Source organism: Haloarchaeobius amylolyticus (assembly GCF_026616195.1).
GTDB classification, from domain to species: domain Archaea; phylum Halobacteriota; class Halobacteria; order Halobacteriales; family Natrialbaceae; genus Haloarchaeobius; species Haloarchaeobius amylolyticus.
The window spans coordinates 125,383-150,927 of the sequence record NZ_JANHDH010000001.1 but is presented as its reverse complement, the minus strand read 5'-3'; the positions used below and the strand labels follow the sequence as shown (position 1 = coordinate 150,927).

The window sequence follows — 25,545 nt, the reverse complement described above, 5'->3', positions numbered from 1 at the left end:
CGCGTGGCCGGGGACCGGTGCCGGTCAGCCGAGCCACCAGCGCAACCCGTTCACCCGCAACTGCTGGCGCTCGGGCAGCTCGCGGACCGCCTCGTGGTCGGGGAACAGCCGGGCCGCGATGTCGTTCTCCTCGTACACCGTCTGGCGGTCGGGCCACGCCGGTTCGAACTCCTCGACGAAGGGCACGACGAGGCGGACGAACCGCTCGGCGAGGTTGAGGTACGCCGACCGGTGGGGACGACTCGGCGCGCGATGGCGGAACAGGTCGCCGTCGATGCGTTTCAGTGCGCGTCTGCAGGTCTTGCGGTTCCGGTACGCCGGCGGGGTCCGGCGGTGCCACTCCAGCAGTTCCGCGTCCATCGCCACGAACGGCTCGACGAAGTTGTCGGCGAGGTGGGTCCGGAACGGGAGGACCGGCTGGTTCCGTAGCATCAGGAGGTCGGTCGCGTTGTGCAGCGAGTCGACCCGGTCCCGGCAGGCGTCGAGTTCGGCCGAGAGGCTCTGGGCGAGGAACTCGCGGGGCGAGTCGACGTGTGGGTCGACCGGGAGGTCGTGGTCCTCGAACAGCCCCGCGACGGCCTCGCCCATCCCGGCGCTCGCCTCCGGCATGAACCCGAGCGTGTCCAGCAGCGAGTCGACCGGCGCGGGGTCGTCCACGAGCCGGTTCGAGGGGAGCGTCGCGCCGAAGGCGTCGGTGTCGTCCCACTCGAGGAAGAACCCCTTGAACAGCGTGTCGAACAGCAGCCCGTGGTACATCACGTCCACGTCGAACTCGTGGGCGTACCCGGCCTGGTGGATGTGCAGGCCCTCCTTGATGCTCTGGGCGTAGAGCGGCTTCTCCTCGGTCGGGTAGAGGTACCGGGCGCCCGGTTCGAGGACCTCGTGGTCGGCGCCGTACTGGTCGGCGAGCTTCTGGGCGACGCGGACCTCGCGGGAGTCCTCACTGCCGACGGTGTAGCTGCGCTCGATGTCTGGCACCTGCGAGAGCAGGACCCGCGAGTCGTCGCCGGCCGAGAGCAGGATGCCCTTCCGGCCGGGGTAGTGGCTCCGGCGGCGGATGGCGCGCTCCAGCCGCCTCGCCAGTTCCTCGGCGTAGTCGAACGAACCGGGGTCGTAGACGAACCGCGAGAGGGGCCGCGTCCCGGCGGCGGTCAGGGTCGCGTCGGCCGGCACCCGGCGGATGGGTTCGAACAGGGTCTTCTCGCCGATGACGGTGCCGAGGTGGAGCAGTTCGAGGACGGCGTCCCGGTCCGGTCCCGGGTCGTCCAGCACCCCCTCGACACCGGTGATGTCGGTGCCGAAGATGCGGGTGCCACCGACCACGGCGTGGAAGCACTCCCAGGTGCGCAGGGGGTCGGTCGCGACGACCGCCTCGCCGTCGACCGCGACGAACGCGAGGTAGGAGCCGTTCAGCGCGTCGAAGGCGGCCCGGCCCTCCTCGCGGTAGCGCCGGAACAGCCACGCCGCCGGGTTGGTCGTGTCGGGGGTGCCGACGACCTCGCCGAACAGCGCACAGCCGCCGCGGTCGCAGCTGTAGGTCGTGGTCCGCCCGGGGACGGTCAACTCGTGCGACCGGATACCGACGGTCCCGGCGTCGCTCTCGACGAGCACGTCGAAATCGCCGGGCTGGCGGTACCGGGCGAACGTCTCGCGGTCGCCGAAGACGCCGAACAGCTCCTGGTTCATCGTCGCGTCGGCGTCGGTGTCGGTCGCGTCCGTCGCCGGGTCGGCGGTCGTCATCGTCACTGGTCACCTCCGCCGGGACCTGCCGGGTCCGGCACGAGGCGACCGCTGTCATCCGCCGCGACCGCCGCCACGTCCTCGTCGGCGTCGACGACCAGGGCCGTCGCCGGGGTCTCGAGGACGGTGAGGAGCGAGTAGAGCGCCTGGTGGAACGAGGCGCCGTCGCGGTGGGCCTCGTGGGTCTCGACCGCGGCGTCGTAGTCGAACCCGGGGAGCGCATCGAGCAGGTCCTCGTTCGCCCGGATGGTGTCGATGGCGAAGGGGTCCACCCGGAGGAGTTCGCGCCGGTTCGGCCACGGCTTGTGGTCGAGGTGCTCGGCGGGCGTCGGCGCCTCGTCGATGTGCTTCCGGTAGAACCCGGTGAGGTTCGCGCCGAGGAACTCCGCAGGGAACGACCGCTTCATCGAGACGCCGGTCCGGGCGTGCGGAATCGCGGCGAGTTCCGGCGAGAGACGGTCGAGCGCGGCGTTGACCACGTTCCGCCGGAGGAAGTACCGCCGGGGAATCCGGCTGTGCAGGTCGACGACGCGGTTGTCGAGGAACGGCAGCCGGTAGGGCCGTATCTGCTGCAGGCTGCGCGGGAAGATGGCCTCGGTGTCGGCCCCGAAGGGGTGGTAGTCGCTGTACATCACGAAGTCGGTGAACGAGGCGTACTCGACGCCGTGACTGACGACGGTCCCGTCGGGCCGGCGGTCGATGTTGTCCCGGAGGACCTCGCGGAGCGACCGGTCGGCCGAGAAGTACGGCACCGGCTGGGCCTCCGCGAGTTGCTCGTCGAGGTAGTCGTCGACCGTCTCCATCGGGGTCTGGACCGGCAGGTCGACCGTCCCGATGTCGCCGAGCGACAGGGTCCGGGTGGCGAGCGGGCTGCCGTCGAACAGCAGGTCCGCGAACAGGCCGGGCACGAGCACGTCGACCGCGTCGCGCATCTCCGCCTCGAACTCGGTGAAGTACGCCTGGTCGAACCAGCCACTGTACGGCGACAGGGGCTTGAAGCTCTCGAGGGTGCGCGTCTCGTGGTCGTCGTGACGTTCGAGCAGGCGGAACTCGTCGCCCGCGGCGTGGGCGACCTGCCGGGCGACCTTCGCCTCGCGGCTCAGCCAGTCCGCGTTGTGGAACGAGACGACCTGCTGGTCGATGGCCGCCTGCACGAACCGGGAGTCGCCCCCGCCGCTCAGGAGCGTCCCGTAGGTGCGGTCTGGCGTCGTCCACTCCTCGAAGATACCCTCGAACAGGGCGGCGAGCCGGTCGACGAACCACGAGAACGGTCGGTCCTCGGGCCGGTACGTCGGCCGCCAGTACGTCTCCGACGACACCGACCCGTCGGCGAGGTCGACCGTGGTGACCGCGGCCGGGGGGAACTCCCGGACCCCCTCGAGCGGGTTCTCGACGCCGAAGACCCGCCGGAGCGCGAGGTACTCGTGGAGGTAGTCCTCCTCGAAGGCGGCGGGCACGTCGGGGTGGGTGACCAGCGCCTGCGGGTTCGAGGCGACGGCGACCCCGTCCTCGACGGTCGTGTGGTAGACCGGGCGCGTGCTCCAGCGGTCGGTGACGAACGAGACGGTCTCCGCCTCGCGGTCGTAGAGCACGATGGCGAAGTGACCGTTCAACCCGGCGGCGAAGTCCAGCCCGTGACGCTCGTACAGGTCGGCGCAGTAGGCGGCGCTGTCACCCGGCTCCCCGGGGCGCGGCTCGTAGTCGTCGGGCGGGCCGTGTCCGAACACCTCGCCCCAGACCCAGAGCAGACCGCCGCCGTCGTCGACGACCGCCGGCTGGTCGCCGGCCAGCAGGGGATGCGAGCGAAGCGTGAGGTCGACCAGGTCGTCCTCGTGGCGGAAGGTCGCCTCTGCGTCCCGGTAGGCGGGCCAGGCGGCCATCGCCTCCGGCAGCCGGCCGCCGCCCACGACGCCAGCGAGTCCGACCATCGGTTCAGAGGTACCCGAGCTGTTTGAGGTGGTCCTCGACCTCGTCGTCGAAGTCCGTGTCCTGCGTCGTCTCCGAGACCGAGCGCTTGTACTCGGCCAGTTCGACGTCGAACCACTCGCGGTCGGCCTCGGGGATGTCCACGTCCTCCGCGACGAGGCCCTGCCAGGAGGGCCGGTCCGGGTCGAGCCGGTACCGGAACGACTCGCCCAGCGAGTTCCACTGGCGCTTGGTCCCGTCCTCGTAGACGACCCGCATCATGCGGTTCCACCAGGCGTACTCCTCGTCGTCGAACTCCCGGCCCCAGGTGGCGTTGTCGCCGCCGAGCAGCCCGACGGTCTCGGCCGGAATGCGGTCGTGGAAGTAGTCCTCGTCCAGGGGGCGCTCGTGGGCGAGGTCGACGAGCAGGTCGCCGAGGTGGAGGTGCGAGAACAGACGGTCCTCGACGGCGGGGTAGCCCTCGGGCGGGTTGATGATCTCGAGTGGCGTGTGCATCACGCCCTCGCTCATGCTCCCGGTGTGGTGGAACAGGTCGTCGTCGGCCTCGTAGCCGAGGTTGTGGCCGTGGTCGGCGGTGACGACGACCGTGGTCTCGCGGTCGGTCGCGGCCTGGAGCCGGTCGACGAGGTCGCTGACGGTCCGGTCGAGGTAGTCGACCGCGGCGGCGTACACCTCGCGGTAGTTCTCGGTGTACTCCTCTGTCGCGAGCCCGTCCTTGTTCAGTTCCCACTTGTCGATCTCGGTCGAACTCCACGAGTTCGGCACCGAGTGGAGGCTCCGGTCGTGCTGGAGCAGGTTGCGAAGCGGCGTGTGGGCGTCCATGTAGTTCGCGAAGACGAACGTCGGCTCGGTGCCGTCCTCGACGGTCTCCGCCATCGTGTCGCTGATGACGCCCGCGCCGTCGTCGACGGGTTCGGGGATGGGGACGTCCATGCGCTTGAGCTTCGGCCCGGCGAGCGCCCAGACGCCGTTCGCGAGGCTCTTCGCCGGCCGGTCGTGTTCGAGACACTCCTTGAGGAAGCCGACGTATCGCTTCGCGGCGCTCGGTTCGTCCGTGCGCTTCATGTACTCCTGGACGGTCTTGCCCTCGGTGAACAGCGACTCGGCGGTGTGCGAGCCGATGGAGAAGTCGTAGAACTCGTCGAACAGCGCGTCGAACCCGAAGTGCGGGTTGATGTAGGAGTTCGCACTGAGGCCGACGGTCCGGTGGTCGGGGAGGTCCCCGAGGAACGTGTCGGCGATGGCGAACTGCGAGAAGTCGAAGGTGGAGTCGAAGTGCTCGGCGTGGACCCCGTGTTCGTGGGGCAACTCGCCGGTGAACATGCTCGTGTGGCTCGGCGTGCTCCACGAACTCGCCGCGCGACACTGCTCGAAGGAGCTGCCGGCGCGGTTGCGCAGCCGCGGTGCGTACTCGTCGAAGGTGTCCTTCCGGACCGTATCGAGGACGACGAGGACGACGTTCCGCGTCACTGCCGTCCCCTCCCCGGTCGCGGCTGCCCGGCGGTCGCTGCTGTCGGACGGGCGACGGTCGCGTCGGTGGCGTGGCGACGACGTGGCGCCCGCCCTGTCGGAGCGCACGCCCGTCGCTCGTCGGTCGTTCGATTCGCGGAGGCCCAGTTCATGCTACCGTCACGAACGACAGCTAGCACATTACTTATGGAGGGGTTAAGCCCCTCCAACCGGGAGACGTGGCGGTCTTCGGGAGCGGCTAAATCCACGACGGGAACCGGTCATGTCCGTGGACTGTCACCGGGAGGAGGGCGAGTGGAGCCGGCTATTCGGCGTTCTCGCGCTTGAGCGAGAGCACGGTGCGCTCGAACTCGCAGACGAGTGTCTCGTCGTCGTCCGGGTCCTCGGGGAGCGCGAACACCTCGACGTGCATGGTGACGATGCCGCGGTCGCCGTCGCTGGTCTCGCGCTTGTCCGTGACGGTGGACTGCACCCGGATGGTGTCGCCGTGGAACACCGGGTTCGGGTGCGAGACCTCGTCGTAGGAGAGGTTCGCGACGATGGTGCCGTCGGTCGTCTCGGGGATGGAGATGCCGACCGCCAGCGCCATCGTGTAGATGCCGTTGACCAGTCGCTCGCCGAACTGGGTGTCGGCGGCGAACGCCTCGTCCAGGTGCAGCGGCTGCTGGTTCATCGTCATGTCACAGAAGCGCTGGTTGTCGCTCTCGGAGATGGTCCGGCGGCGCTCGTGTTCGATGGTCTCGCCGACCTCGAACTCCTCGTAGTAGAGCCCTGGCATGCGCGAGTCGTCTCGGGCCGTGGTCTTAGTCGGTTCCCTTCCACCTGTCCCAACACTGTTAGGTGTGCCGTACACACGCCGGGGGCTGCATTGTAGTGATAATATGTTCGAAACCGTGACGATACGTCACGTCCTCGTCCTGTTCGCAATCCTCGCAATGGTGGTCGCCGCGGGTATCGCCGTCGCCGCGAGCGACGGCAACGACGCGACGGCCGGCGGCGGAGACGGCACGCAGTCCGTCGGCAGCCCGACCGACAGCGGAGATTCAGGCGGTGGGTCGGGCACCGGTCCCGGCGTGGCTGGGACCCTGGCGATCGCCGGGGCGGCGTCCCTCGGGCTGTTCACACTTAACCGGAGTCTCTGACAGGGGACGCGCCAGCCAGAACCGCCCTGTTCCGTTTTTTCGCGGCCAGCTACCGCCGTAACTTCTGCACGAACCCAAACCGTTTTATTTATCAATACGTCCACGGAAGGTCTGGCAAATGCCCCGGCAGCCCGCCAGTGCGTGGGAACAGCGTCTGCCGGTCGCGTTTCGTCCGTCGTCGTGTCACTGTGACCCACAGCCACGGCTCGCACGCCCACGGTGGCAGATGACGGCGAGAACCTAGAACCATGGCAACAGCAACAGCCACAGAGGAAGACGAGGAAGCACAGCACGAAGAGAGCGCCCTGGAGACCGCCCGCCGCCAGCTGGCCCGGGCGGCCGAGTACCTCGACGTCGACGAGGGTACCATCGAGCGCCTGAACCACCCCGACCGCGTCCAGCGCGTCTCCATCCCGCTCCAGCGCGACGACGGTTCGACCGAGGTCTTCACCGGCTACCGCGCCCAGCACGACAGCGTCCGCGGCCCGTTCAAGGGCGGCCTGCGCTTCCACCCCGGCGTCACCGAGGAGGAGTGCATCGGCCTGTCGATGTGGATGACCTGGAAGTGCGCCGTCATGGACCTGCCCTTCGGCGGCGGCAAGGGCGGCATCGTCGTCGACCCCAAAGAGCTCTCCGAGGGCGAGAAGGAACGGCTCACCCGCCGGTTCGCCGAGGAACTGCGCGACCTCATCGGCCCGAAGCACGACATCCCCGCACCCGACATGGGCACCGGCCCGCAGGAGATGGCGTGGTTCATGGACGCCTACTCGATGCAGGAGGGCGAGACCATCCCCGGCGTCGTCACCGGGAAGCCGCCGGTCATCGGCGGCTCCTACGGCCGCGAGGAGTCCCCCGGCCGCTCGGTCGGTATCATCGCCGAGCAGGCCATCGAGTACTACGACTGGGACATCGCGGACACCACGGTCGCGGTGCAGGGCTTCGGTTCCGTGGGTGCGTACGCCGCCCGCTACCTCGACGAGAAGGGCGCGAAGGTCGTCGCCGTCTCCGACGTGGACGGCGCCATCTTCGACCCCGACGGGCTGGACACGCAGGACGTCGAGGACCACGACGCCCGCCCCGGCATGGTCTCGGGCTACGACGCGCCCGAGTCCCTCTCGAACGAGGAACTCCTCGAACTCGACGTGGACGTGCTCATCCCGGCTGCCATCGGGAACGTCCTGACCGCCGACAACGCCCACGACGTACAGGCCGACCTCATCGTCGAGGGCGCGAACGGGCCGACGACCACGACCGCGGACGAGATCTTCGCCGAGCGCGGCATCCCGGTCGTCCCGGACATCCTCGCGAACGCGGGTGGCGTGACCGTCTCGTACTTCGAGTGGCTGCAGGACATCAACCGTCGCCAGTGGTCGCTCGAACGCGTCAACGAGGAGCTCCACCAGGAGATGCTGAAGGCCTGGACCGCGGTCAAGGCCGAGGTCGAGGCCCGCGACGTGACCTGGCGTGAGGCGACCTACATCGTCGCCCTCTCGCGGGTCGCCGAGGCCCACGAGGCCCGCGGGCTCTGGCCCTAGTTCGGTTCGCCGGCCGATTCGTCTTCGGTCTCGTTCTGCGTGCTGTAGAACCCGGCCCCGAACGCCGTCCCCAGCGCGATACCGGTCCCGAGCCACAGCCCCATGTCGCCCGTCGCGGCGCCGATGCCGGCGCCGAGTGCAGTCCCCATGGCGATTCCCAGCCCCATCGCCACGCCGATGTTCTCGGTCATAGTCGAGAGAGGTGAGTAGAAGTTATAGCTGTTCGTGACGCTCAGTGGTCGGACACCCGGTGTGGCGGAACCATGAGTGCCTCCATCGTCTCGAACTGTACCTCCCCGTTTTGGTCGAGATGGGTGATGTGGTACTCGTTCGGGACGGTGTCGGAGAACTCTACCAGAAGACGATAGGCGTGCACAGCCGGGCCCGTCGTGACGAGTTCGGCATCCGTTCGCTCGATGCGGAGCGTCACGTGGAGGTGTCGGTCCGCTCCCGCCCGTTCGACTCGGACGTCCTCGGCGACGAGGTCGTGGCGAGAGTCGCCGTTCCGAACGTGGCCGAGGACGACCACCTGGCGGGGGCCCGCGAAGAGATCCACGGTCGCGGAGTCGGCTGTCGGTGCCGGGTGGATGTGCTTCGGGAGCCGGTCGAACTCGGTTCGAACGACGCCCTCGCTGTCGGTCATGCCCTATCCGACGCCGCCGAGACACTAAGACGAACCGCCGACCGAACTCAGTCCGACGCCTTCGGGTCGGCCTGCCCGGCCGATATCTGTTCGGCCGTGTTCGGCTCGGTCACCCGGGCCTCGGGCAGGTCGTAGCCACGGCTGGTGTCGAACTGCTGGAGCCTGGCGAGCAGCTGCCGGGACTGGGTCGTCAGCCGGCCGGCGCTGTCGGAGACGTGCCCGAGCGCGTTCGCGTTGGCCGCGGCGCGGAAGGAGGCAGCCTCGGACTCCTCGGTCGCGCCGGTCGCGGACTCGGTGACGCGCTCGACCAGCGTGACGACCTCCTGGGTGGAGTCGGCCTGCTGCTCGGTCGCGGTGGTTATCTCCTGGACGCCCTCGTTGGTGCGCTGGGCGTAGTCGGCCACGTCGTCCAGCGCCTCGATGGCGCGCTCGACGTCGGCCACGTCCTCGGAGACGACGGCCTGTGTCTGTTCGATCTGCTCGACCGAGCGGCCGGTCTCCGCGGCGATGCGGTCGAGGCGTTCCTCGGCGTTCGCCGCGGCCTCCTGGGTCGTCTCGGAGAGGTCCTTGATCTCGCTCGCGACCGCGCCGAAGCCCTCAGAGTCCCCGTTTCTGGACGCCTCGATGTTGGCGTTGAGTGCGAGGACGTTGGTGCGCTGGGCCACCTCGGCGATGGTGTCGACGAGGTCGTCGACCGCGGCCACCTCCGATTCGAGCGACGCCATCGCGGCGACGGTCTCCTCGGTCTCGGCCTCGATGTTACGCATGCTCTCGGTGGCGGCGGCCGCCGCGGCCCGACCCTCGTTCCCGGTCTCGGCGGTCCGTTCGGCCGTCTCGGCGACCTCGTTCGCCGTCGCGGTTATCTCCTCGATGGTCGTCGAGAGGCTGTTCATCTCCGCCGCCACCGACTGGAGGCTGGCGCTCTGTGCCTCGGTGGCGCCGGCGATGTCCGAGAGGGAGTCGCTGACGTGCTCGCCGCCGGTCTGCACCGTGTCGGTGCTGGCGCTGACCTCGCGGCTGTACGTCGCCACCTCGCCGGCGAACTTCTTGAGCGAGATTACGGCGGTCTCGAACTCGGCCATCAGGGCGTTGAACTCGGTCGCGAGGTCGCCCAGGCCCTCGTTCTCGACGGTCTCGTCGAGACGTCGGGTGAGGTCGCCGTCGCTCATCGCGGCCATCGTGTCGCCGTACGTTCTGGCCGTGCGTTCGACCGCCTCGCGCTCGCGGGTCGCCTCGGCGGCGTCCGCCCGGGCCTGCTCGAGGTCGGTCGCGAGGCCGTCGAGTTCCCGGTAGAACTCGGTCATGGACTCGGCCTCGTCCGCGGGCTCGCCGGGAATCTCGCCGGCCCGGACGCGCCGGAGCGCCTCGGTCAACTCGTCGATGTGGACCTCGTCGTCGTCGAACACGCCGCCGAAGATGCCGCCCATCTCAGTCACCCCGGGCGAGGCGGTCGTCGCCCTCGCCGGTGACGCCCGGGTCGGTACTCGCGTCGTGGACGTGGGCCGTCACCTGCTGTTCGTCGCGGCTGATGACGAACCGGCAGGCGTCGTCGCCCTCCAGCATGCAGGTCTGCTCCTCGAAGGCCAGCTGGTCGCCGAAGTACCGGGAGACGCCCATGATGGCGCCGCGGGCCACGTCACAGAGGTGCCGGTCGGAGTCGTAGGTGATGCGGACCAGCTCCTCGTCGTCGTCGAGCCACTCCGACCGGACGCGGGGCGTCGTGACCTCGACCATGTCGCGGGTCCGCAGCGAGGTGTGGTACTGCTCGATGTTGGCGATGAGTGCCAGTGCGCCCCAGTCGTCGTCGATGTGGATGTCGTACATCGAGACGAGCGGCTGGACGACGTAGGTCCCGTAGTCACAGAGCACCTGTCGGGCGCCCTTGCCCGTGACCTCGCCGGCGGCGGTCGCCAGCTCGTAGACGTCCTCGTCCGGATACACCGTCACCGGGACGTACACCTTCTCCTCGACGTCGGCGCGGGCCTGGACCTCCTCCCACGCCTCGCGGCCGTACTCCGAGATGACGTAGTCCTGGAGCGCTTTGAGGATGACGCCGTGCATCTCAGCGCCCTCTCCTGCCCGGTCCCGCCCGGTTCTCGTCTCTCCGTGGTCCACCCAGACTGCTGCTGTCTCCCATCATTCCTGTCCCGGCCTCCGCAACCCCCTACAAAGGTCTTTCTCCCCAAATACAGAAGTGGATAGCTTGGTGGCCTAGCTGGTTAGGCATGCGTCGCACCGCGTGTCCTGTCGACGCTTCGAACAGTATCGGAACCGGCAACGTCGCCCGGTTCGTCCGGCCAGACGAGGGGGAGTCGTGCTGGTGCGCGAACCGGATCGGGTCCCACGACTGCCAGCTCTGGTGGCCCGACTGCGGTCACCCCCGAACCGCTACCTTTGAACTACCGTCGGTGCGCAGGACCGATATGGTCAGACGCAGCGTCATGTTCTCGCCGGGCGACCGCCCGGAGCTGATGCGCAAAGCACCCGGCACCGGCGCCGACACCGTCGTCTTCGACCTCGAGGACGCGGTCGCCCCGGGGCGCAAGGCGGAGGCACGCGAGCACGTCCGCGAGCTACTCACCGACGCCGAGTTCGACCCCGACTGCGAGGTCTGCGTCCGGGTGAACCCGCCGGCGTCGGGCATGGCCGACGACGTGGAGGCCCTCGCTGGCGACCTCCGACTCGACGCCCTCATGCTCCCGAAGGTCGCCGGGGCGGCAGACGTGGACCAACTCGACGAGGCGTTCCCGGGCGAGACGCCACCCGTGCTCGCCCTCGTGGAGTCCGCGGCCGGCGTGCTCGCGGCAGGCGACATCGGGAGCGCCGACGCGACCGATGCGCTGGTCTTCGGCGCCGAGGACCTCTCGGCCGACATCGGCGCGACCCGGACCGACGAGGGCACCGAGGTCCTCTACGCCCGGGAGAAGGTGGTCGTCGCGGCGGCCGCCCACGGGCTCGACGCCATCGACACGGTCTACACCGACTTCTCGGACTCCGAGGGGCTCGCCGACGAGACCGACTTCGCCATCCAGCTCGGCTACGACGGGAAGATGGCCATCCACCCCTCGCAGGTCCCGGTCATCAACGACGCCTTCACGCCCGCCGCCGACCGCATCGAGTGGGCCCAGGCCGTCCTCGACGCCCGGGACGAGGCAGACGCCGAGGGCCGCGGCGTCTTCCAGGTCGACGGGGAGATGATCGACGCGCCCCTCATCGCACAGGCCGAGCGAGTCCTCGCGCGGGCGCGGGCTGCCGGCAGAATATAAGGACCTTAGTTTGGATTTAATTGTACTCTATGATTATAATTCCGCCACGCTTAACCCGTGTCCCCGAGTCGGTCTGAACGATGACAGACGAGGCCAATCCCTTCGAGAGTCTCCAGGAGCAGATCGACGACGCCGCCGCCTACCTCGACGTCGGCGACGACGTCCTCGAACGCCTCAAACATCCCGAACGAGTGCTCGAGACGAACCTCACCGTCGACATGGACGACGGGTCCATCGGCCGGTTCAAGGCCTTCCGCTCGCAGTTCAACGGGGACCGCGGTCCCTACAAGGGCGGCATCCGCTACCACCCGGGCGTCACCCGCGACGAGGTCAAGGCGCTCTCGGGCTGGATGGTCTACAAGTGCGCCACCGTCGGCATCCCGTACGGTGGCGGCAAGGGAGGCATCGTCATCGACCCCTCGGAGTACTCCGAGGGCGAACTCGAACGCGTCACCCGCGCGTTCGCGACGGAGCTGCGCCCGCTCATCGGCGAGGACAAGGACATCCCCGCGCCGGACGTGAACACGGGCCAGCGCGAGATGAACTGGATCAAACACACCTACGAGACGCTGGAGGACAAGACCGAACCCGGCGTCGTCACGGGCAAGGCCATCGAGTCCGGCGGGAGCGAGGGCCGCGTCGAGGCGACCGGTCGCTCCACCATGCTCGCCGCCCGCGAGGTCTTCGACTACCTCGACCGCGACATCGGGCAGGCGAAGGTCGCCGTCCAGGGCTACGGGAACGCCGGCTGGATCGCGGCGAAGCTCATCGACGAACTCGGCGCGGACATCGTCGCCGTCTCCGACTCCTCCGGCGCCATCCACAACCCCGACGGCTTCGACCCCGTCGCGGTCAAGGACTTCAAGCGCGAGACCGGCTCCGTCTCGGGCTACGAGGACGCCACCGGGGAGTTCTCGAACGACGACCTGCTGACGATGGACGTCGACCTGCTCGTCCCGGCCGCCCTCGAGAACGCCATCGACGAGGACCTCGCGAAGGAGGTCGAGGCCGACATCATCGTCGAGGCCGCGAACGGCCCCCTCACGCCCGACGCCGACGACGTGCTCACCGAGCGTGACGTCTACGTCGTCCCGGACATCCTCGCGAACGCGGGCGGTGTCACCGTCTCGTACTTCGAGTGGGTCCAGAACCGCCAGCGGTTCTCGTGGTCCGAAGAGCGCGTCAACGACGAACTGGAGACCATCATCGTCGACGCCTTCGACCGCATGACCGAGGCCTACGAGTCCTTCGACACCCCGAACCTCCGGACGGCGTGTTACGTCAACGCCATCCGGCGCGTCGTCGACGCGTACACGGATTCGGGTAACTGGCCATAGGATCGCTGCACTGCACCGTCGACCCCGTCACTTCTTCCCGTCGTTCGACCCCGCCAGGTCACGGAGCGTCGACTCCAGCTCGTCGACGAGTTCGTGACCCTTCTCGGCGGCGGTCTGCGTCGCGCCGCCCTCGCCCTCGTAGGAGTCGAGTTTCGTGCGGATCTTCTCGACCGCCCTGTCGATCGCCTGGTCGCTGATGTCGCTGTCCTCCTGCGTGGAACTGGACTGGTCGCGCGACATAGCTACGTGAGACGTGGCACGCGAGATAGGTGTGTCTCCGGCCCAACTGCGTAGGTCCGGAGGATTGACCTTGCTTCGGTACCAACCCGCACGAAACCATGCGTGGCTCGGACCCGGGGCTCTACCGGCGACTGGTCGACCTCCTCAAGGAGCACAACCGGCTGTTCCTCGTGGCACTGTTCGCCTACGGGCTCATCGTCTTCCCGTACCTGAACGTCAACGGCTACCGGACCCTCGGCTCGGTCATCGGTATCCTCTTCCTCGCGCTGATGTTCGTCGCGACCCGGGCGAACTTCGAGCGCGCGATGGACAAACTGAAAGACGACGACGACGAGCGCCGCGGCTTCTGATATCGAGAACGAGTTCTCCTGCGCTTACAGCCCGAGTTCGCGCCCGATGACGAGGTGCTGGATCTCGCTGGTCCCCTCGCCGATCTCCATGAGCTTGGCGTCGCGGTAGAACCGCTGCGGGGCGAAGTCCTCGGTGTAGCCGTAGCCGCCGAGCACCTGCACGGCGTCCTCGGCGACCTCGCGGCAGGCCTCGGAGGCGTCGAGCTTCGCGAGCGCGGAGGACTTGGTGACGCGTTCGCCCTGGTCGTACTGCCAGGCGGACTTGTGGGTGAGCAGGCGGGCGCGTTCGACCTTGCGCTCCATCTCGACGACCTTGTCGCGGATGGCGTCGAACTTCGAGATGGGCTGGCCGAACTGCTCGCGCTCTTTCGAGTACTCTCTGGCGGCCTCGTAGGCGCCCTGTGCGAGGCCGGTCGAGATGGCGGCGATGGAGATGCGGCCGCCGTCGAGGGTCTTCATGGTCTGCTTCCAGCCCTCGCCCTCCTCGCCGAGCAGGCGGTCCTCGGGGACGCGCACGTCGTCGAACTTGATCTCGCAGGTGGGCGAGGCGTTCAGGCCCATCTTGTCCCAGATGGTCGTGACCTCGAACCCGTCGTCCGCCTCGGGGTCGACGATGAACGTCGAGATGCCGTCGTAGCCCGCGCCGGGGTCGGTGACGGCCTTCACGAGGACGCTGCCGGCCTCGGAGGCGTTCGTGATGAACTGCTTGGTCCCGTTGATGACCCACTCGTCGCCCTCCTTGACCGCGGTCGTGTCCATGTCGGAGGCGTCCGAGCCGCTGCCGGGTTCGGTGAGCGCCCACGCGCCCATGTACTCGCCGGAGGCCAGCGGGGTGAGCCAGCGCTCTTTCTGCTCCTCGGTGCCGAACAGTTCGAGGGGCTTCGAGGCGAGGGAGGTGTGGGCGACGTAGGAGAGGGCGACCGAGCCGGAGACGCGGCCCAGTTCCTCGGCGACGACGGCGTACATCAGTGTGTCGCCGCCCAGACCGCCGTACTCCTCGGAGATGGGGACGCCCATCACGTCGAGCTGGCCCAGCTGGTCGAATATCTCCTGGGGGAACCGGTGCTCGTTCTCGATCTCCTGTGCGATGGGTTCGATCTCCTCCTCACAGAAGCGCCGGACCTCCTCCTGGATCATCCGGTGCTCGTCGGGCAGCGTGAAGTCCATACGCAATGCTTGCCCAGAACGAAAATAAAGCCTTCTGTGCGCCGCTCGCTGGGTGCCTCGACTGTCATGCCGGCGAGTGGCAGGCGACGGGGTCGACGCGGCCCCGGCGATGGATAGCTACAGACCCAACAATATAGCTCTGTAGCACACGTATGATTTTAGATTGGAGAAGCAGTAATTTTATAAATCGCTGCTCCGGTTTCATCCCTGTGCAACGACGGACCTTCCTCTCCGGGCTGGCGACCAGCGCCGCGGTCACCACCGGCCTGACCGGCCTGACACGAGCAGCACAGACCATCCCACCACTCGCGTTCGACTCCACGAGTAGTATCCTCGCGGCCGACGGGACGCCACTGTCGGACGACTCGCTGGTGGCGGTCTGGGCCGAGGACACCGCGACGAACGACGACGCGGACGACGACGGCGACGCGGTCGAGTACTCGGGACGCATCCCCCTCGTGGCGATCGACGACTCGAACGCGGGCGCCGTCGCCGGCTTCGGGACGATGCTGGTCCCCGACGACACCGACTTCACGACCGGGAACGACGAGTTCGTCCTCAACGTGTGGGACGCGCTCGTCGGCGGCGGGACCGTCCGCTGGGACGAGTCCCACGGCCAGTTCTACGACCTCGGCTCCTTCCAGACGTTCGAGTCCTACGCCGAGGCGAACGGCTACGACGTGCAGGCGACGGGCGACCTCGTCGCCGACCTCGACGGCGCCGACGCGCTCGTCGTCACCACGCCCGCCGACGCGTTCTCCGACGCGGAGCAGACGGCACTCGCCGACTTCGTCGCGGATGGCGGGACGCTCATGCTCCACGACCAGTCCGACTTCTCGAACTACGACCAGACGGACAACCTGAACGCCATCGCCGACGCGCTGGGGCTCGCGTTCCGCTTCAACGACGACCAGGTGTTCGATTCGACCAACAACGCGGGCGTCGACTACGTCCCGACGACCACGGCGTTCAACGACGCCTTCGACCTCTTCGCGGACCGCACCGGCATCGGCGACAGCGGGCCGGACCTCGAGGTCGGCCGGACCTACGAGGTCCAGGTCGAGACCGTCACCGACGGCGACACGGTCGACGTGCGCTTCCCCGGCGGCACCGTCGAGTCCATCCGCGTGCTCGGGGTCGACACGCCCGAGAAGGCGTTCAACGCGGAGTTCGAGCGCCCCGAGGAGTGGGAAGGGCTCGGTGACGGCTCCGAGACCACGCCGCTCCCCGCGCTCCAGTTCGGCTCGACCAGCGCTCTGGTCGACGCCGACGGCAGCAGACTGACCGACGACGACCTCGTGGCGGTCTGGGCCGAGGACTCCGCACGGGTCACCGACGCCGACGGGAACGGCGACGCCACGCCCTACGGCGACGACCCCATCCCACTCGCGGCCGTCGACGGCCGGGTCGCCGGCTTCGGCTCCATGCTCGTCAGCGACGGGACCCCGTACGAGTACGGCAACGAGGAGTTCCTGCTCACCGTCTGGGACGACCTCGTCGGCGGCGGGACCGTCCTCTGGGACGAGTCCCACGGCCAGTACTACGGCCTCTCGCAGTTCGACGGCTTCGGCTCGTACGCCGAGGACAACGGCTACGACGTGCGCGCGACCGACGACCTCGTCGCCGACCTCGACGCGGCCGACGCCGTCGTCGTCACGACGCCGGGGTACGCCTTCGACCAGGCCGAGATCGACGCGCTCGCCGAGTTCGTCAGTGAGGGCGGTGCAGTCTTCCTCCACGACCAGTCCGACTACGGCGGCTACGACGCGACGGCGGCGATGAACGACCTCGCGGCCGGCCTCGACCTCGGATTCGGCTTCGACGACTCGCAGGTGATGGACGACGAGTCCAACTCCGGCGCGCCGTTCCGCCCGACCACCACGCGATTCGACGACTCGCTCCCGTACTTCGTGGACCGCCCCGGCCTCGGCGAGGAGACGACCTACCCCTACCTCGCGTACTGGGCCGACGAGGCGACCGACTTCGCCCGCGCCGAACTCGCCGGCGAGACGGTCGACCTCTGGTTCGACCCGAACGAGGGCGTCAGGGACCCCTTCGGCCGCCTGCTCGGCTACATCGGCTACGACGCCGACGACTCGGGCTCGCGCGACGCGCTGTTCAACCGGCGACTCATCGCGGACGGCTACGCCCGGGTCTACGGCTCCGGGCTCTCCCGCCACGAGTCCTTCTGGGCCGCCGAGGCCGACGCCCGTGCCGCCGACCGCGGCCTCTGGGCCGAGAGCGACCCCGAGAACTCGCCCGCCATCCGGAACCGCCGTGTCGAGTCGGTCTTCGTGCCGAACGCGGCGCGCGTGACCGTCTCCCGCGGGACGCTCGGCCGCGGCCGCGTCGCCGCCTTCGCCGGGTCTTCGGCCTCGACCCCCGGTGCGCCGCTGGCGGCCGTCGACCGCGGCAAGCGCGTCGCGATGGTCGGCGGGCTGCTCGTCGACGAGTCCTACGAGGCCGACGAGGACTTCGCGGTCTCGACGGCGACCTACGAGAACTTCGTCTTCCTGACGAACCTGCTCGACTCGCTCGCCGCGACGGACGGCGACGTGCTCATCGACGGCGGCCACGGCCAGTTCGCCGCCGACTACGCGCTCTCGAGCGAGGACGCGGCGTACTACCAGCGCTTCCTTGAGGGCGTCGGCATCGGCCTCGAGCAGGTCAACGACCTGACCGCGGACCGGCTCGGGGACGCCCGGGCGCTGCTGGTCACCACGCCGACGGCGGCCCTCTCGGAGGCGGAACTCGACTCGCTGGCACGGTTCCGCGCCCGCGGCGGTGCGGTCGTCCTGCTCGGCGACGCGGCCGCCCCGGCCGACGCTCGCGAGAACCTCAACGCGGTCGCCGCGGCGCTCGGGTCGAAACTCCGGCTCTCCGGCGACGCGGTCACCGACCCCGAGGCGAACGTGAACGAGGACCCGACCATCCCGGTCACGGGGACGTTCAACCCGGCCGTCGACGTGACCAGGCCGGTCGAGCCCGAGCCGTGGGGCGAGGACGAGGACGAGCCCGGGAACAGTCCGAAGGGGCCGACGGGCGACAAGGCCGGGAAGGGCAAGAAGCGCGGTCGCGGCGACTAGCCGGAACCCCCCAGCGGCCCGGCCGAACTGTTTTTACCGCACATCACGTCTCCTAGCGACGTGTCGTTGCGGAACTGGGTCCGCGGGAGCGTTCCGTGGAACGACCTGGAGCAGGTCGGCAGAGAGCTTGCCCGCCGCTCGCCCGACGAGACCGTCCGCATCGAGTTCCTCGAGGCCGACAACTGGCTGTCGACCCCGCTCGTGGTCGACGACCGCTGGTTCGTGAAGGTCATCACGCCCCAGAATGCGCTGGTCCACGCGCTGTTCACCACGGGGCGCAACCTCGGCGTGTTCTCCTCGGGGACCGAGGGTTTCTTCGACCGGTTCGACGGGCCGCTCCAGATGGCCGAACACGAGCTGGAGGCGACCCGGAAGATGCGCGACATCGGCCTGAACGCGCCAGAACCCGTCGAGGCCTTCGGCGTGGGCGACCTCGGCGTGCTGGTTCTCGAGTACCTGCCCGACTTCCGGACGCTCGACGACGTGGAGCCGGCCGCGGCCGGGACGCTCGCCCGGTCGCTCTTCGCTGTCCTCCACGAACTTCACGCCCACGGGCTGGCCCACGGCGACCTGCGCGCGGAGAACGTCCTCGTCGTCGACGAGGAGGTGTACTTCATCGACGCGACCAGCGTCCGCGACGAGGGGCTTGCGGGCGCACGCGCATACGACCTCGCCTGTGCGCTGGCCGTCCTCGCGCCGATGCTCCAGGCGCGCGAGGCGGTCCGCATCGCCGCGTCGGTCTACCCGACCGCGGACCTGCTCGCCGCCCGGGAGTTCCTCGACTTCGTCAAGCTCAGGCCCGACCACGACTTCGACGCCGCCCTCGTGAAGGGTGAGATCGAGAAGATCGCGAACTGATACTGTCAGGTGTGGTTTCGGATACGGAACCCCCCGACTGCCGTGCCGACGTTCCCGTATGGCTCGGTTCTGACAGTCCGAGAACCGACACGACAGGTGGTCACATAGCAGCCTTTTTGACCCGCCCCAGCGAAAAATTTGCCTGAAATGAGCCAGCAGGCCACCGAAACCTACCAGCACTACATCGGCGGTGAGTGGACGGACGGTAGCAGCGACGAGACGTTCGAGAGCCGGAATCCGGCGACGGGCGAGACCCTCGGCGAATTCGCCCGCGGGACACCGGAGGACGTACAGACCGCGCTTCAGGCGGCGGACGACGCGTTCGAGGAGTGGCGCTCCCTCTCCCACATCGACCGCGCGGAGTACCTCTGGGACATCTACCACGAGCTCCGTGACCGGACCGAGGAGCTCGCGGAGGTCGTCACCAAGGAGTGCGGCAAGGAGATCTCCGAGGGCCGTGCCGACGTCATCGAGGCGTACCACATGGTCGAGTGGGCCGCTGGCGACGCCCGCCACCCGAAGGGCGACGTGGTCCCGTCCGAGATCCCGAGCAAGGACGCCTACATGCGGCGCAAACCGCGCGGCGTCGTCGGCTGTATCACCCCGTGGAACTTCCCGGTCGCCATCCCGTTCTGGCACATGGCCGTCGCGCTCGTCGAGGGCAACACGGTCGTCTTCAAGCCCGCCGAGCAGACGCCGTGGTGTGCCCAGATCATCGCGGAGATGTTCGAGGACGCCGGCATCCCGGACGGCGTGTTCAACATGGTGCAGGGCTTCGGCGACGCCGGTGCCCAGATCGTCGAGGACGAGCGCACCGACACCGTCCTGTTCACGGGCAGCGCCGAGGTCGGCCACGAGGTCGCCCAGAAGGTCGCAGAGCAGCCCGGCAAGCTCGCCGCGTGTGAGATGGGTGGCAAGAACGGCATCGTCATCACCGAGGAGGCTGACCTCGACGTCGCCGTCCACTCGGCCGTGATGTCGAGCTTCAAGACGACCGGCCAGCGCTGTGTCTCCTCCGAGCGTCTCATCGTCCACGAGGACGTCTACGACGAGTTCAAGGAGCGCTACGTCGACATCGCGAAGGACATCTCCGTCGGCGACCCGCTCTCCGAGGACACGTTCATGGGCCCGGCCATCGAGGCCGAGCACGTCGAGAAGATCAGTCGCCACAACGAGATGGCCGAGAAGGAGGGCGCGAACGTCCTCGTCGACCGGTTCGAGCTCGAGGACGACGAGATCCCCGAGGGCCACGAGGACGGCAACTGGGTCGGCCCGTTCGTCTACGAGGTCGAGTACGACCCGGACCTCCGCTGCATCAACGAGGAGTGCTTCGGCCCGCACGTCGCGCTGATGAAGTACTCGGGTGACATCGAGGAGGCCGTCGAGATCCACAACGACACGCCGTACGGCCTCGCCGGTGCCGTCATCTCCGAGGACTACCGCCAGATCAACTACTACCGCGACAACGCCGAGGTCGGCCTCGCCTACGGGAACCTGCCGTGTATCGGTGCCGAGGTCCAGCTGCCCTTCGGTGGCGTCAAGAAGTCCGGTAACGGCTACCCCTCGGCTCGCGAGGTCATCGAGGCCGTCACCGAGCGCACCGCCTGGACGCTCAACAACTCGAAGGACATCGAGATGGCCCAGGGGCTGTCCGCGGACATCAAGACGTCCTCCGACGACGACTGAGCAGGACAGCGCCACGCGCCTGTCCGAACCGCGATAGCACGGGAACGGGGCGATTGTCCACGTTCTCGCCGACGATTACCCGTTCTTTTCGGTGATGTGCCCGAAACGACTGCGAGTCACAACCGAATCTCTGAATCGGTGGCGGGGCGTAAACTGCCGGTCTGCCAAGGTTTATTACCGTGTCTGTGATACACATTGGCATGCTTAGACGCGTCCGGTCGCGATTGTCACGGGTCCTCCGCCGCGACCCCGAACGAGTCGACGCCAGCATGGACGACCGCGAGAAGGCACTCGATTCCGTCCAGCGACGTGCCATCGAGACCGAACGCGAGCTCTATCGGCGGCGACACTGAGCGGTCCTCGGGAGGAACATCGAGCAGCGACCGTCGGCCCAGAGCCACGGGTCGAACCTGTTACTGTGGAAGATGAGGACGAGAGGCGAGATGTCCGTCCCGCGATAGGCCCCTAGGTAGCCCCGCGGAACAGACGGTGGGCGCGGGCGTAGGTGCGACGGGCGTTTGCCGGAATCGACGTGAAAAGCGTCTGACCGGCATCAGCCTCTTCGCCGCCCTCACGTATAAAGGCCGTGGCTTCGGCACGACTCACCGGCGGTCGTCGAGTGCCGGGAAGTCGTCGCGGACGCGGGCGATCTCGTCGGGGTCGGCCTCGGCGTAGACCACGTCCGGCCGGTCGTCGGTCGTCGCGACCGGGGTGCCCCACGGGTCGAACAGCGTCGAGCGGCCGACGAGGGTCGCGTCCTCGAAGTCCGCGCTCCCGTTGATGGTGGCGACGTAGGAGAGGTTCTCGATGGCCCGGGCGCGCGGGAGCGTCTGCCAGTGCTCGACGCGGGGGTACGGCCACGCAGAGGGGACGAGCACGAGGTCGGCACCCCTGTCCAGGAGTTCACGGTACTGCTCGGGGAACCGGAGGTCGTAGCAGGTGGTCACGCCGACGGTGAACCCACCGAGGTCGGTTACCGGCAGGCGCTCGCCGGCGGTCAGCAGGCCTGTCTCGGCCGACTCGTAGCCGAAGAGGTGGTGCTTGCGGTAGACGAGCTGGCGCTCGCCCTCGGCGTCGAACAGGACCGCCGTGTTCGCCAGCCCGTCCTCCGCGGGCGTGTAGGCGTCCGTCTGCTCGCGCGTCTCGCCGAGGTCCTCGACGATACTGCCCGCGAGCACCGCAACGTCGTTGTCCAGTGCCGCGTCCGAGAGCCGTGAGAGCGTCTCGCCGTCGAGCCCCTCGGCGTTCCGGGCGTAGAGGTCGAACGCGAAGTAGCCGACGTTGAAGAGCTCGGGGAGCGCGACGAGGTCGACGCCACGGGCCGCGGCGCGCTCGATGGCGGCCTCGGCGCGGTCGACGTTCCCCGCCACGTCGGCAGCCTCGACGCGGATCTGGGCGAGTGCGAGCTTCATGCTGGCAGTTCGAGGTACTCCCGCATGGCCGCTTCGAGGTTGTCCAGTTCGTCGTCCAGGTGCTTCTTGAAGTAGCGCTCGACGCCCGGCAACTTGCCGTCCACGACGAACCTGTTCGAGAGGGTACACCCGTCCTCGGTCGGGGTAATCTCGTGCTCACCGGTCACGCGCATCACCTTCGAGCGCCCGACGAACTTCACGAACTCCGGCTCGCGTCGCTCGACGTCGCGGGTGTGGACCGCCGCTGTCCTGTCGAGCAGGGGGATGGGGAGCTTGACGAACCAGGTCGCCTCCTGCCCGTCGGCGTCGTCGAGTCGGAAGTCGTCGACGACGCTGATGGGCCGTGCCCGGAGTTCCGGGTCGGCGATGAACTCCCAGACGCGGTCGGGGTGTACGGGAAACTCGAACGTCCGCTCTACCCGGACTGTCATATGCTGACTGGTGGCTATACCGATAAAAACGTCGTGGAATCGGCCTATCCGAGGGTTACCTTCCAGGTCGTCGAGCGCGAGCGGCCCCACTTCTCGATCTCGACGTCGTCGGTCTTCTCGGCGAGGCGTGGGAGTCGCGTGCCGACCTGTTTGGAGGAGAGGCCGATCGCGTCCGCGATGTTCTTGGCGCGGAAGTACTGCTCGCCCCTGGAGACGCTGTCCCGCAGGTAGGCGAGAATCCGCTGCTCCTCTTCGGAGTAGTCGCTCATCGTCTATCTAGATATACGGTATTGACACACATAACGATTATCGCTCGGACAGTAGGCGAGGTCAGACCTCGTACCACTGCATGAGGAAGACCGCCAGCATCGCGGCGATGACGGCGGCGGCGAAGGCGAAGGCGCCGAGTTCCTGGGCGCCGGACTCGCCGGTCTGGAGGTAGGTGATGCCGAACGTGACGAGGCCCGCGGCACTGAGTGCGGTCACGGCGCCGAAGACGGCGCCGAAGCCGATGCCCCGGTCCGAGGAGTCGGTCGAAGTCGCGGTCATGTCCGTCGCTTTCGGGGGGAGGGCCTTAGTTCTCACTGTCCCGGCCGGCCCTACACACGTATGGCGATGAGGTTTAAGACAGTAGGACATTCTCGATATCGACATGGAAGATGGTGATGCGGCCAGCGGGGCATCGAGTTCGGACGGCGGTGGTGGGTCCGGTGTGACAGGGCTGCTGTTCGGAAGCAAACTGCGGATCGCGGGGGTCGCCGTGGTCTCCCTCGTCCTGCTGGTGGGGCTCCTCGTCGCCGTCTTGGGCGTCGGCGTGCCCTCCGTGACGGGCGTCGAGAACGAGTTCGGTGGCGTGAACGAGTCGACGACCGTCATCGTCTCCGACCTCGGCGTGCACAACCCCAACCCGGTCGGGAGTGGCTTCCTCGACGTGAGTGCCGCCTACGAGATATCGATGAACGGCATCTCGATGGCGACCGGTGACAAGGCGGACATCGAGACGCCGCCGGGGAACTCCTCGCTCGAGTTGCGGACGAACCTCGACAACGAGAAGATCCCGTCGTGGTGGACCAGCCACATCAGGAACGACGAGCGGACTCAGGTCGACATCGCCGCGAGCCTGGAGTCGGGCGTGGTCGGTCGCTCGTTCCCCGTCTCCCAGCAGCAATCCATCCAGACCGACATGCTGTCGTCGTTCAACTCGACGGAGACTCGCGAGATAGACGCGAACCGGCCGCTGGTGTCCGACCCCGTCCTCTACGTCAACGAGACGGCGGGGCAGTGGGGCAACGTGACCGACGAGACGACGCCCATCGTGCTCGACTTCTACGTGTACAACCCCAAGTCCTACCCGATACCCGTCTCCGAGATCGACTACGACATCTACATGAACAACATCACGGTCGGGAACGGGACGAACACGCAGGAGTACGTCCTCCAGCCGGGCGAGGTCACGAAGGTCCGGACCGTGACCCACATCGAGAACGACCGGCTCGACGAGTGGTGGGTGAGCCACATCGAGAACGACCAGGTGACGAACCTGCGCATCGAGTTCGACGCGACCTTCGAGGTCAGTGGCTCCGACATCTCCGTCCCGATGGACCAGTTCACGCACCGCGAGACCATCGAGACGGACCTCTTCGGGAACAAGGCGGGGAGCACGACCGGGAACGAGACCGAGGACGCTGCGGGTGCAGACGACAGCTCGGACGGTGACGACGCTGGCACGTCGGAGGGAACTGCGACGACAGACGGCGATGGGGACGCCACCACGACCAGCCCCGAGACCACCACGTCGGGTGACGGAACCACGACCACGACGACCACGTCGGGCGATTCCGGGACCACCACCGACGGTGGCGACACCACGACCACGACCGACGATGGCGGACTACTGGCGATAGGTGTCACCGACGACAGCCTTAATGTGGATGCTGTCTCACGTATGCATACATGAACCGGAGTACCCAGTCTCCTGGTCGAGTTCTCCGACGGTGAAGAGATCACAGTAACCTCAGACTGTGAGTCGATCGTCGTTTCTATCGGTGGTACAGAACAGACGCTGTCCAGACGCGAAGCCGTGGCGCTGCAGTCCCAGATCGGCGACGCGCTGGTGGAACGCCGCGAGTTCTTCAGGACCGCGTGCGTCCATCGCGAGGACGGCTCGTACGAGGTGACCCGGCGTGGCGCCGACTCCTCGGGCAACGCGAAGGTGTTCGAGAGCTTCACGGCGGTCAAGCGGCTGTACGACCGCCTGCCCGACGAGTTCGGGGCGGAGGCGGTCGGACGCACCGGCATCACCGGCTCGCGCCGGCACATGATGGTGCGTCACTTCGCGGAACACCCGGCCTTCGACTGCGAGATAACCAGCCGCAGTCCGCTGACGGTCCAGAAGACCACGGCCGTGGCCGACGTCGAGGCGGAGGTGTCTGCCTCGGCCGACTGAGCGGGCACCACCGTTCCTGTTTCGGTCGAGTACGACCAGTCCCGGGAGCCATGCGTGGGCCGACCGGTCCCTTCGACGCCAGTGCGATAGCGCGAGCGCCAGCCAGCCGCCGGCAGCAGCCCGCCCATGCCTCACCGCCGCCAGCCCCGCCCAGCACCCCGACAGACCTGTCAGGGCGGTAGCTTTATTCCCGATGCCACAGACCGGAGTCGTATGAACCGGAGTACCCACTCTCCTGGTCGAGTTTTCCGACGGTAATGAGATTTCAGTGACTGCCGAGCGCGGTTCGGTCGTCGTCGAGCTGGGTGACCAGCGACGCGAGCTGACCCGAGAGGAGGCCATCGCCCTGCAGGAACGCATCGGCGACGCCATCGTCGACCGCACCGAGTACTTCCGGACCGCCGGCGCCCACCGGGCCGACGGCGCCTACGAGGTGACGCGTCGCGCGGCCGATTCGGCGGGGAACACGAAGGTCTTCGACAGTTTCGCCGCCCTCGAACGACTCTACGAGCGGTTGCCAGACGAGTTCGGGGCGGAGGCGGTCGGGCGGACCGGCATCACCGGCTCCCGCCGCCACCTGCTCGTGCGACACCTCGCGGAGCATCCCGCCTTCGACTGCGAGATAACCTGTCGGCGACCGTTGACCGCGACGAAGGCAGGGGACGAGCCGGAAGCGGAGGAGCACACGGAGCCGACCGCAGCGACGAGCGAGTTCGAGGAGGTGTCCGCCGACTGACCGGCGGGCGACACGCCCGGCTCTGCGCAGGTATCGGCGCGAAAGAAGGATCCGCGGGAGTCGTCGCCGCCGAC

The 25,545-nt window shown here is 68.1% G+C and carries 26 protein-coding genes; 12 read left to right on the top strand and 14 right to left on the bottom strand.

Annotated features, from left to right (window positions below):
• Positions 1-24: 24 nt before the first annotated feature.
• The 4 genes from NOV86_RS00785 to NOV86_RS00770 all read right to left on the bottom strand — a co-directional run bounded on the left by NOV86_RS00785 (position 25) and on the right by NOV86_RS00770 (position 5,989).
• Positions 25-1,740 carry an asparagine synthetase B family protein gene (locus tag NOV86_RS00785; RefSeq protein WP_267641693.1) on the bottom strand — a complete coding sequence of 572 codons (1,716 nt, stop codon included), beginning with the start codon at positions 1,738-1,740 and terminating at the stop codon, positions 25-27.
• 2 nt (positions 1,741-1,742) lie between these two features.
• Positions 1,743-3,668 (bottom strand): asparagine synthase-related protein, encoded by a 1,926-nt coding sequence (locus tag NOV86_RS00780; protein ID WP_267639317.1) that lies wholly within the window; start codon positions 3,666-3,668, stop codon positions 1,743-1,745.
• A gap of 4 nt (positions 3,669-3,672) precedes the next feature.
• The gene (locus tag NOV86_RS00775) at positions 3,673-5,136 is read right to left on the bottom strand and encodes a sulfatase-like hydrolase/transferase (RefSeq protein ID WP_267639316.1); all 1,464 of its coding nucleotides are present in this window, start codon (positions 5,134-5,136) and stop codon (positions 3,673-3,675) included.
• A gap of 304 nt (positions 5,137-5,440) precedes the next feature.
• Complete coding sequence (locus NOV86_RS00770; RefSeq protein WP_368408715.1) at positions 5,441-5,989, bottom strand: MaoC family dehydratase; 549 nt, start codon at positions 5,987-5,989, stop codon at positions 5,441-5,443.
• A 28-nt stretch (positions 5,990-6,017) separates the two neighbouring features.
• On the opposite strand from NOV86_RS00770, the gene NOV86_RS00765 reads away from it, so the two are divergent.
• Complete coding sequence (locus NOV86_RS00765; RefSeq protein WP_267639314.1) at positions 6,018-6,278, top strand: hypothetical protein; 261 nt, start codon at positions 6,018-6,020, stop codon at positions 6,276-6,278.
• A gap of 248 nt (positions 6,279-6,526) precedes the next feature.
• Complete coding sequence (gdhB, locus tag NOV86_RS00760; protein ID WP_267639313.1) at positions 6,527-7,813, top strand: glutamate dehydrogenase GdhB; 1,287 nt, start codon at positions 6,527-6,529, stop codon at positions 7,811-7,813.
• Here the strand turns inward: gdhB and NOV86_RS00755 are convergent.
• From NOV86_RS00755 to NOV86_RS00740, 4 genes are read right to left on the bottom strand one after another with little or no spacing between them, the layout of a single operon-like run.
• The gene (locus NOV86_RS00755) at positions 7,810-8,004 is read right to left on the bottom strand and encodes a glycine zipper domain-containing protein (RefSeq protein ID WP_267639312.1); all 195 of its coding nucleotides are present in this window, start codon (positions 8,002-8,004) and stop codon (positions 7,810-7,812) included. The genes gdhB and NOV86_RS00755 overlap by 4 nt on opposite strands.
• A gap of 41 nt (positions 8,005-8,045) precedes the next feature.
• Complete coding sequence (locus NOV86_RS00750) at positions 8,046-8,456, bottom strand: hypothetical protein (RefSeq protein ID WP_267639311.1); 411 nt, start codon at positions 8,454-8,456, stop codon at positions 8,046-8,048.
• 47 nt (positions 8,457-8,503) lie between these two features.
• The gene (locus tag NOV86_RS00745; protein ID WP_267639310.1) at positions 8,504-9,883 is read right to left on the bottom strand and encodes a methyl-accepting chemotaxis protein; all 1,380 of its coding nucleotides are present in this window, start codon (positions 9,881-9,883) and stop codon (positions 8,504-8,506) included.
• A gap of 1 nt (position 9,884) precedes the next feature.
• Positions 9,885-10,517, bottom strand: coding sequence for a heme NO-binding domain-containing protein (locus NOV86_RS00740; protein WP_267639309.1), 633 nt, complete (start codon positions 10,515-10,517; stop codon positions 9,885-9,887).
• Between the two features lie 362 nt (positions 10,518-10,879).
• Between NOV86_RS00740 and NOV86_RS00735 the strand changes: the two genes are divergently transcribed.
• Together NOV86_RS00735 and NOV86_RS00730 are read left to right on the top strand one after the other, a co-directional pair.
• Positions 10,880-11,722 (top strand): HpcH/HpaI aldolase/citrate lyase family protein, encoded by an 843-nt coding sequence (locus tag NOV86_RS00735; protein ID WP_267639308.1) that lies wholly within the window; start codon positions 10,880-10,882, stop codon positions 11,720-11,722.
• An 80-nt stretch (positions 11,723-11,802) separates the two neighbouring features.
• Entirely contained in the window at positions 11,803-13,059 is a 1,257-nt protein-coding gene (locus tag NOV86_RS00730) for a Glu/Leu/Phe/Val family dehydrogenase (RefSeq protein WP_267639307.1), read from the top strand.
• A 27-nt stretch (positions 13,060-13,086) separates the two neighbouring features.
• Here the strand turns inward: NOV86_RS00730 and NOV86_RS00725 are convergent, their stop codons facing one another.
• A complete protein-coding gene (locus NOV86_RS00725; RefSeq protein WP_267639306.1) occupies positions 13,087-13,299 on the bottom strand; it encodes a hypothetical protein in 213 nt (70 codons plus the stop codon).
• A 98-nt stretch (positions 13,300-13,397) separates the two neighbouring features.
• Between NOV86_RS00725 and NOV86_RS00720 the strand changes: the two genes are divergently transcribed.
• Positions 13,398-13,649, top strand: a complete 252-nt coding sequence (locus NOV86_RS00720; protein ID WP_267639305.1) for a hypothetical protein — start codon at positions 13,398-13,400, stop codon at positions 13,647-13,649.
• A gap of 24 nt (positions 13,650-13,673) precedes the next feature.
• On the opposite strand, the gene NOV86_RS00715 is transcribed toward NOV86_RS00720, so the two are convergent.
• Entirely contained in the window at positions 13,674-14,816 is a 1,143-nt protein-coding gene (locus NOV86_RS00715) for an acyl-CoA dehydrogenase family protein (protein WP_267639304.1), read from the bottom strand.
• Between the two features lie 209 nt (positions 14,817-15,025).
• On the opposite strand from NOV86_RS00715, the gene NOV86_RS23175 reads away from it, so the two are divergent.
• The 4 genes from NOV86_RS23175 (at position 15,026) to NOV86_RS00695 (ending at position 20,799) form a co-directional block, all read left to right on the top strand.
• Positions 15,026-17,902 carry a DUF4350 domain-containing protein gene (locus tag NOV86_RS23175; protein ID WP_267639303.1) on the top strand — a complete coding sequence of 959 codons (2,877 nt, stop codon included), beginning with the start codon at positions 15,026-15,028 and terminating at the stop codon, positions 17,900-17,902.
• A 60-nt stretch (positions 17,903-17,962) separates the two neighbouring features.
• Positions 17,963-18,760 (top strand): RIO1 family regulatory kinase/ATPase domain-containing protein, encoded by a 798-nt coding sequence (locus tag NOV86_RS00705; protein WP_267639302.1) that lies wholly within the window; start codon positions 17,963-17,965, stop codon positions 18,758-18,760.
• Positions 18,761-18,907: 147 nt separating this feature from the next.
• Positions 18,908-20,446, top strand: coding sequence for an aldehyde dehydrogenase family protein (locus NOV86_RS00700; protein ID WP_267639301.1), 1,539 nt, complete (start codon positions 18,908-18,910; stop codon positions 20,444-20,446).
• Positions 20,447-20,646: 200 nt separating this feature from the next.
• Entirely contained in the window at positions 20,647-20,799 is a 153-nt protein-coding gene (locus NOV86_RS00695; protein ID WP_267639300.1) for a hypothetical protein, read from the top strand.
• 249 nt (positions 20,800-21,048) lie between these two features.
• Here NOV86_RS00695 and NOV86_RS00690 read toward each other — a convergent pair whose 3' ends face one another.
• The 4 genes from NOV86_RS00690 to NOV86_RS00675 form a co-directional block, all read right to left on the bottom strand.
• Complete coding sequence (locus tag NOV86_RS00690; RefSeq protein ID WP_267639299.1) at positions 21,049-21,858, bottom strand: nitrilase-related carbon-nitrogen hydrolase; 810 nt, start codon at positions 21,856-21,858, stop codon at positions 21,049-21,051.
• On the bottom strand, positions 21,855-22,289 hold the full coding sequence (locus tag NOV86_RS00685; RefSeq protein ID WP_267639298.1) for an SRPBCC family protein: 435 nt from the start codon (positions 22,287-22,289) through the stop codon (positions 21,855-21,857). Before NOV86_RS00685 ends, NOV86_RS00690 begins: the two co-directional genes overlap by 4 nt.
• 44 nt (positions 22,290-22,333) lie before the next feature.
• The gene (locus tag NOV86_RS00680; RefSeq protein ID WP_267639297.1) at positions 22,334-22,558 is read right to left on the bottom strand and encodes a DUF7123 family protein; all 225 of its coding nucleotides are present in this window, start codon (positions 22,556-22,558) and stop codon (positions 22,334-22,336) included.
• Between the two features lie 61 nt (positions 22,559-22,619).
• Positions 22,620-22,838, bottom strand: coding sequence for a DUF7525 family protein (locus NOV86_RS00675; protein ID WP_267639296.1), 219 nt, complete (start codon positions 22,836-22,838; stop codon positions 22,620-22,622).
• A 103-nt stretch (positions 22,839-22,941) separates the two neighbouring features.
• Here NOV86_RS00675 and NOV86_RS00670 point away from each other — a divergent pair, with 103 nt between their 5' ends.
• The 3 genes from NOV86_RS00670 (at position 22,942) to NOV86_RS00660 (ending at position 25,471) form a co-directional block, all read left to right on the top strand.
• The gene (locus NOV86_RS00670; RefSeq protein ID WP_267639295.1) at positions 22,942-24,246 is read left to right on the top strand and encodes an LEA/WHy family protein; all 1,305 of its coding nucleotides are present in this window, start codon (positions 22,942-22,944) and stop codon (positions 24,244-24,246) included.
• Positions 24,247-24,291: 45 nt separating this feature from the next.
• Positions 24,292-24,735 carry a DUF7528 family protein gene (locus tag NOV86_RS00665; protein ID WP_368408748.1) on the top strand — a complete coding sequence of 148 codons (444 nt, stop codon included), beginning with the start codon at positions 24,292-24,294 and terminating at the stop codon, positions 24,733-24,735.
• 262 nt (positions 24,736-24,997) lie between these two features.
• Positions 24,998-25,471, top strand: a complete 474-nt coding sequence (locus NOV86_RS00660; RefSeq protein WP_368408747.1) for a DUF7528 family protein — start codon at positions 24,998-25,000, stop codon at positions 25,469-25,471.
• Positions 25,472-25,545 lie beyond the last annotated feature (74 nt).

Coding starts and splice junctions, on each gene's coding strand:
- NOV86_RS00700 (WP_267639301.1), top strand. CDS start 18,908: ATGAGCCAGCAGGCCACCGAAACCTACCAGCACTACATCGGCGGTGAG.
- NOV86_RS00695 (WP_267639300.1), top strand. CDS start 20,647: ATGCTTAGACGCGTCCGGTCGCGATTGTCACGGGTCCTCCGCCGCGAC.
- NOV86_RS00745 (WP_267639310.1), bottom strand. CDS start 9,883: ATGGGCGGCATCTTCGGCGGCGTGTTCGACGACGACGAGGTCCACATC.
- NOV86_RS00720 (WP_267639305.1), top strand. CDS start 13,398: ATGCGTGGCTCGGACCCGGGGCTCTACCGGCGACTGGTCGACCTCCTC.
- gdhB (WP_267639313.1), top strand. CDS start 6,527: ATGGCAACAGCAACAGCCACAGAGGAAGACGAGGAAGCACAGCACGAA.
- NOV86_RS00730 (WP_267639307.1), top strand. CDS start 11,803: ATGACAGACGAGGCCAATCCCTTCGAGAGTCTCCAGGAGCAGATCGAC.
- NOV86_RS00765 (WP_267639314.1), top strand. CDS start 6,018: ATGTTCGAAACCGTGACGATACGTCACGTCCTCGTCCTGTTCGCAATC.
- NOV86_RS00735 (WP_267639308.1), top strand. CDS start 10,880: ATGGTCAGACGCAGCGTCATGTTCTCGCCGGGCGACCGCCCGGAGCTG.
- NOV86_RS00685 (WP_267639298.1), bottom strand. CDS start 22,289: ATGACAGTCCGGGTAGAGCGGACGTTCGAGTTTCCCGTACACCCCGAC.
- NOV86_RS00750 (WP_267639311.1), bottom strand. CDS start 8,456: ATGACCGACAGCGAGGGCGTCGTTCGAACCGAGTTCGACCGGCTCCCG.
- NOV86_RS00785 (WP_267641693.1), bottom strand. CDS start 1,740: ATGACGACCGCCGACCCGGCGACGGACGCGACCGACACCGACGCCGAC.
- NOV86_RS00755 (WP_267639312.1), bottom strand. CDS start 8,004: ATGACCGAGAACATCGGCGTGGCGATGGGGCTGGGAATCGCCATGGGG.
- NOV86_RS00680 (WP_267639297.1), bottom strand. CDS start 22,558: ATGAGCGACTACTCCGAAGAGGAGCAGCGGATTCTCGCCTACCTGCGG.
- NOV86_RS00670 (WP_267639295.1), top strand. CDS start 22,942: ATGGAAGATGGTGATGCGGCCAGCGGGGCATCGAGTTCGGACGGCGGT.
- NOV86_RS00690 (WP_267639299.1), bottom strand. CDS start 21,858: ATGAAGCTCGCACTCGCCCAGATCCGCGTCGAGGCTGCCGACGTGGCG.
- NOV86_RS00780 (WP_267639317.1), bottom strand. CDS start 3,668: ATGGTCGGACTCGCTGGCGTCGTGGGCGGCGGCCGGCTGCCGGAGGCG.
- NOV86_RS00715 (WP_267639304.1), bottom strand. CDS start 14,816: ATGGACTTCACGCTGCCCGACGAGCACCGGATGATCCAGGAGGAGGTC.
- NOV86_RS00740 (WP_267639309.1), bottom strand. CDS start 10,517: ATGCACGGCGTCATCCTCAAAGCGCTCCAGGACTACGTCATCTCGGAG.
- NOV86_RS00725 (WP_267639306.1), bottom strand. CDS start 13,299: ATGTCGCGCGACCAGTCCAGTTCCACGCAGGAGGACAGCGACATCAGC.
- NOV86_RS00675 (WP_267639296.1), bottom strand. CDS start 22,838: ATGACCGCGACTTCGACCGACTCCTCGGACCGGGGCATCGGCTTCGGC.